Annotated in this window: 4 protein-coding genes; 3 read left to right on the forward strand and 1 reads right to left on the reverse strand. The window is 68.8% G+C overall.

Translation table 11 applies throughout. The features are described from left to right. Positions 1 to 1075: TadA family conjugal transfer-associated ATPase (locus E3T37_RS06895; RefSeq protein ID WP_134366073.1), on the reverse strand; the 1075-nt coding region annotated here is incomplete at its 3' end. Positions 1076 to 1510: 435 nt separating this feature from the next. Here E3T37_RS06895 and E3T37_RS06900 point away from each other — a divergent pair. From E3T37_RS06900 to E3T37_RS06910, 3 genes are all read left to right on the forward strand, one after another. Next, complete coding sequence (locus tag E3T37_RS06900; RefSeq protein ID WP_134366074.1) at positions 1511 to 2143, forward strand: acetate uptake transporter family protein; 633 nt, start codon at positions 1511 to 1513, stop codon at positions 2141 to 2143. Positions 2144 to 2315: 172 nt separating this feature from the next. Then, the gene (gene acs / locus E3T37_RS06905; protein WP_134366075.1) at positions 2316 to 4271 is read left to right on the forward strand and encodes an acetate--CoA ligase; all 1956 of its coding nucleotides are present in this window, start codon (positions 2316 to 2318) and stop codon (positions 4269 to 4271) included. 191 nt (positions 4272 to 4462) lie between these two features. Further along, positions 4463 to 5677: acyltransferase (locus E3T37_RS06910; protein ID WP_134366076.1), on the forward strand; the 1215-nt coding region annotated here is incomplete at its 3' end.

Raw genomic sequence — 5677 nt, forward strand, 5'->3', positions numbered from 1 at the left:
CCCGCTCCTCTCGCTCGACCGGCACGGTCACCAGCCGGTGGCCGTCGAGCGCGAACCGGGCCGGGGGCGCGAGCCGGCGCAGGCCGTCGCGGCGCTCCAGGTGCAGCACCAGCCCGATCGCGCTCACGGCCTGGCGGGCCACCGCTTCGGGGCTCATCCCGGCGAGCGCGCCGAGCGCCTCCAGCCGGGCCGGGATGTCCCGCACCGAATTCGCGTGCAGGGTTCCCGCGCCGCCGTCGTGGCCGGTGTTCAGGGCCGCCAGCAGTTCCCGGATTTCGCCGCCGCGGCATTCGCCGAGCACGAGCCGGTCGGGGCGCATCCGTAACGCCTCACGCAGGAGGCTGTCCAACCCGATCCGCCCGGCCCCCTCGAGGTTCGCCTGGCGCGACTCGAGCGCGACGACGTGCGGGTGGTCGATGCGCAGTTCGGCGACGTCCTCGATCACGACGATGCGTTCGCCCGGCGGCGCCTCCCCCAGCAGGGCCGCGAGCAGGGTGGTCTTGCCGCTGCCGGCCGCGCCCGTGATCAACAGATTCTCCCGGTGGTGCACCGCGGCCCGGAGCCGCTGGACGAGACTAACGGCCTCCTCACCCGGCCCGAACAGGCCGGCCTCCGCGAGCGCGGCGAGACTCGGTCGCGCGGCCCGGGGCAGCCGGATCGAGAGCAGGGTGCCGGTGCTCGACGCCGGCGGCAGAACCGCATGAACCCGGATGCCGTCGGAGAGCCTGACGTCGACGCAGGGGCTGGCCTCGTCGATGTGGCGCCCGCCGAGGGCGATCAGACGCACCGCCAGCTCGCGCACCTGCGTCTCGGGGCAGGCCCAGCCCGGCTCGCGCACGAGGCCGTGACCGGCGTCGACCCACAGCCCGGCTTCGCCGTTGACGAACAGGTCGGTGACCTGCCGGGCGGCGGCGAACCGGGCGAGCGGGCCGAGCCCGGAGACATCGAGGGCGGGCTGGTCTGGGGCGGGCGCGTCTGGGGACGGCGTGTCGCGCGCCGCGCCCTCGAGTGTCGGCCCGGCAGGAGCCGCGCCCTGAGCGGCGTAGGACGGCACGGCGATGAACGGAGACGGCATGCGTCGACGGTAGGCCCGGCGGCGGCGCTGTGCGGTCAGGCCCGTGCACCTGAGAGAAACGAGGCGACCCGCGCCCTGGGGAGGAGCCCCGGTCGGAATCCACCGGGTGAAAACCGCCGGTTAAAAAAAGGGGGGCGGCACCTATTGGGGGGAACAGGTGCCGCCTCGGCAGTGCGTTGATTGGGGGGAACCAAACACACCGCAGGTCTAAACTTTCGTTCGGACGTGTCCCAATGTACAAGGGGAATTACAGATGCGCAAGTCCTTTGTGTCCTCATAAATGAGGACACGGATCCATGCGGCCTGATGGGCCCACAATTAGGGGTGTTACCGCAGCGAAATTTGCCCTCAATGTCATCGAAATCATGACGCCGGGCCGTGGTGTAGCTTGAAGAGGACGCCAGTGCTGGCGCCAGGGGAAAATTGAGGGGTTCAATGAAGAACATCGATACGGACTTACAACCCGAGGCGAATGCGGCTCCCGCAGCCGTCGTCAGCGGTCCCGCTTCATTCGCAGATCCAGCAGCGCTCGGTCTGGGCGCATTCGCCCTGACAACGTTCGTACTCAGCACCGTGAACGCCGGTCTTCTTCCGGCAACGGTTGAACCGATCGTGTTCAGCCTGGCTCTCTTCTACGGCGGCATCGCACAGTTCGCGGCCGGAATGTGGGAATTCGCCAAGGGCAACACCTTCGGCGCGACAGCCTTCACCTCGTTCGGCGCCTTCTGGATGTCGTTCTGGTACCTGGCTACAGCGACCGATTTGTCCGCCGCCGGCGCGGACGCCGGCAAGGGAGTGGGCGTCTGGCTGTTCGCCTGGGCGATCTTCTCCTTATATATGACCATCGCGGCACGCAAGACCAGCATGGCCGTCTTCCTGGTTTTCGTTGTTCTGACCGTCACCTTCTTCTGCCTCTCCATCGGCGCGTATTCCGGCGTCGTCGCTTTCACCCGGGTCGGGGGCTGGCTGGGACTGATCACGGCGCTGCTCGCCTGGTACGCCTCGTTCGCGGTCGTGGCAAATTCCACGTTCAAGCGAAACATGCTGCCCGTAGGACCGGCAGCGTAAGACCACACCCGGCTGCCGCAGGCGCCGAGTTACCCCACGCCACGGCGGGGACAGTTCGGCGCCGGGAATGGCCGCAACGCCCCGATTCGCGGGGCACCGCACGAGCCGGTCCTGGCCTCCACCGGGCCGGCCGTCGAACCGAAACCACGCATCGCAAAGGAGCGACATCCGCATGAGTGTAAAGATCGACAACCTTCTCCACGAAACCCGTAGATTCCCGCCGACGCCGGAATTCGCGGCCCAGGCCATCGCAACTCCCGCGCTGTATCAGGACGCCGCGGACGACCGTTTGAAGTTCTGGGCTGACCAGGCCCGCGAACTCCTGGACTGGAAGAAGCCGTTCACGAAGACGCTCGACTGGACGAACCCGCCCTTCGCCAAGTGGTTCGAAGACGGCGAATTGAACGTGGCCTGGAACTGCCTCGACCGGCACGTGCTGGCCGGCAACGGCGACCGGGTGGCCCTGCACTTCGAAGGCGAGCCGGGCGACTCCCGGGACATCACGTACGCCGAGCTCACCGCCGAGGTGAAGCGGGCTGCGAATGTGCTGACGAAACTCGGCGTGAACGCCGGCGACCGGGTAGCCATCTACCTGCCGATGATCCCCGAAGCCGTGATCGCGATGCTGGCCGTGGCCCGCATCGGTGCCGTGCACTCCGTGATCTTCGGCGGATTCAGCGCCGAGAGCCTCCGCTCGCGCATCGACGACGCCAATGCGGTGCTCGTGATCACCGCCGACGGCGGCTACCGCAAGGGCAAGGCCTCCGCGCTCAAGCCGGCCGTCGACGCGGCCCTGGAGAGCGGCGAGACCACCGTGCGCAACGTGCTCGTCGTCAAGCGCACCGAAGGCTTCGTGGAGTGGTTCGACCGCGACCTCTGGTGGCACGACGAGCTCGCCTCGGTCGACGCGGAGCACGAGGCCGAGGGCTTCCCCGCCGAGAACCCGCTGTTCATCCTCTACACGTCGGGCACCACCGGAAAGCCCAAGGGCATCCTGCACACCACCGGCGGCTACCTGACCCAGACGGCCTTCACCCACAAGAACGTGTTCGACCTGCACCCCGAGACGGATGTCTACTGGTGCACCGCCGACGTCGGCTGGATCACCGGCCACAGCTACGTGGTCTACGGCCCGCTCGCCAACGGGGCCACCCAGGTGCTCTTCGAGGGCACTCCGGACACCCCGCACCCGGGCCGCTGGTGGGAGATCATCGAGAAGTACAAGGTGAGCATCCTCTACACGGCGCCCACCGCCATCCGTACGTTCATGAAGCTGGGCCGTCAGATTCCGCAGGGCTTCGACCTGACGAGCCTGCGCCTGCTGGGGTCGGTGGGCGAGCCCATCAACCCGGAGGCCTGGATGTGGTACCGGGAGGTCATCGGCGGCAACGTCGCTCCGATCGTGGACACCTGGTGGCAGACCGAGACCGGGGCGATCATGATCTCCGCCCTGCCCGGCGTGACGACCACGAAGCCGGGTTCGGCGCAGTGCCCGATCCCCGGTGTGGTGATCGACGTGCTCGATGACGAGGGCAACCACGTCGGCCGCGACAACGGTGGCCTGCTCGTGGTCACCGAACCGTGGCCGTCGATGCTGCGCGGCATCTGGGGCGACCCGGAGCGGTTCAAGGAGACCTACTGGGAGAAGTTCGGTTCGGAGAACCCGCGTTACTTCGCGGGCGACGGCGCCCGCCTCGACCGCGACGGTGAGATCTGGCTGCTCGGCCGGGTCGACGACGTGATGAACGTGTCGGGGCACCGCCTGTCGACGGCCGAGATCGAGTCGTCGCTGGTGGCGCACCCGATGACGGCCGAAGCGGCCGTGGTCGGAGCGCACGATGACACGACCGGCCAGGCCGTGGTGGCCTTCGTCATCATCAAGTACAGCCACCTGGAGGAGTCCTCGCACGCGGACCTTCAGGCCGTGCTGCGGGCGCACGTGGCCCAGCAGATCGGTGCGATCGCGCGCCCCCGCCAGATCTTCATCGTGAACGAGCTGCCGAAGACGCGCTCGGGCAAGATCATCCGGCGTCTGCTGCAGGATGTCGCGGAGGGCCGCGAGGTCGGCGACACGACCACGCTGGCCGACACCTCCGTGATGACGGCCATCATGTCCACCCTGAAGTAGGGCCGGGTCTCCCCCGCCTCCGCTTCCGCTTCCGCTTCCGCTTCCGCTTCACTGCTCCGCTCCTAACCAATTCGACGGAGATTTTCGCGAAAACCAGCCCACAGCATCCGTTTGGGCCTGTTTAAGTGAGAATCTCCGTCGAATTCGTTCGCGGAGGAAACACTCAACCGCCGCGCCTAGCGTGGTGGGCGATGACTGACCCTCGCCCAGCCCCGCCCGGCCGCCTGCTCGCCCTCGACGCTCTCCGCGGGGTCGCGGCGCTGATCGTGCTGGTGCACCACGTGTCGATGACCGTGCCGGCGATCTCCGCGGCCTACGAGTCCAGCGACGGCGTTGCCCTCTGGTCGGTGGGCTGGTGGACGACGCTGTCCCCGCTCAAGATCCTGTTCGCGGGGCCCGAGTTCGTGCTCGTCTTCTTCGTGCTGAGCGGATTCGTGCTCGTGCTGTCGCCCCTGGCGGCCACGGCCTACAACTGGCGCTCCTACTTTCCGCGCCGGATCATCCGGCTCGCGGTTCCGGTCGTGGTGTCCGTCGCCCTGGCCGCCGCCTGGATCGCCCTCGTCCCCCGCACCGGTGGCGATGCCGGCGGGGCCTGGCTGGCCCGGCAGGACGATCCGAACGTCGGCCTCGCCAATCTGCTGAGCGAGGCCAGCGTCATCGGCTCGACCAACCGGCCCGATGTCAACCCGCCCCTGTGGTCGCTGGCCTGGGAGATGTGGTTTTCGCTGCTGCTCCCGGCCGGGGTGCTGCTGGCCGCGGCCACCCGGCGGTGGACCCCGATCTGGGCAGCGGTCCTGATCGCGGTCTCGGGGTTCGGCTACGTCGAGCACATCGAGCCGCTGATGTACCTCCCGGCGTTCGCGCTCGGCACGCTGCTCGCGGCGAACGTCGACGCTCTACGCGCCCGCGGCGCCGCACTGACCGCGCATCGCTGGGGCACCGTCGCCTGGGTCGGCCTGACCGCGCTCGGGCCGCTCCTGCTGATCGCGCACTGGCTCGTGCGGCCGCTGGTTTCCGGTCCGTGGGGAGACCTGACCCTCGCCCTGCGCGTACCGGGTGCCGTGCTGATCGTCGCCGTCGTCGCCCTGTGGCCGCCGCTGCAGAGGCCGCTGACCGTTCGCCCCCTGGTCTGGCTGGGGTCAATCAGCTTCAGCCTGTACCTCGTGCACTTCCCGATCGTGGTCGCCTTCGGGAACATCTTCGGCCCGTCCCGGTGGTGGCTGGCCGCCCTGGTCTCGGTGCCGCTCAGCCTTCTGCTGGCCCAGCTGATGTACCGGTGGGTCGAGCTCCCGTCGCAGCGGTTCGCTTCCTGGGCCGGGCGGGCGGCGGCGCATCCGTCACGCCCGGCGCGCCTGACCCGCGCCGCCCGCGTGACCCGCGCAGCCCGCGTGACCCGCGTGACCCGC

The sequence above is a fragment of the Cryobacterium sp. TMT2-10 genome (assembly GCF_004403075.1).
In the GTDB taxonomy this organism is placed as follows: Bacteria; Actinomycetota; Actinomycetes; order Actinomycetales; family Microbacteriaceae; genus Cryobacterium; species Cryobacterium shii.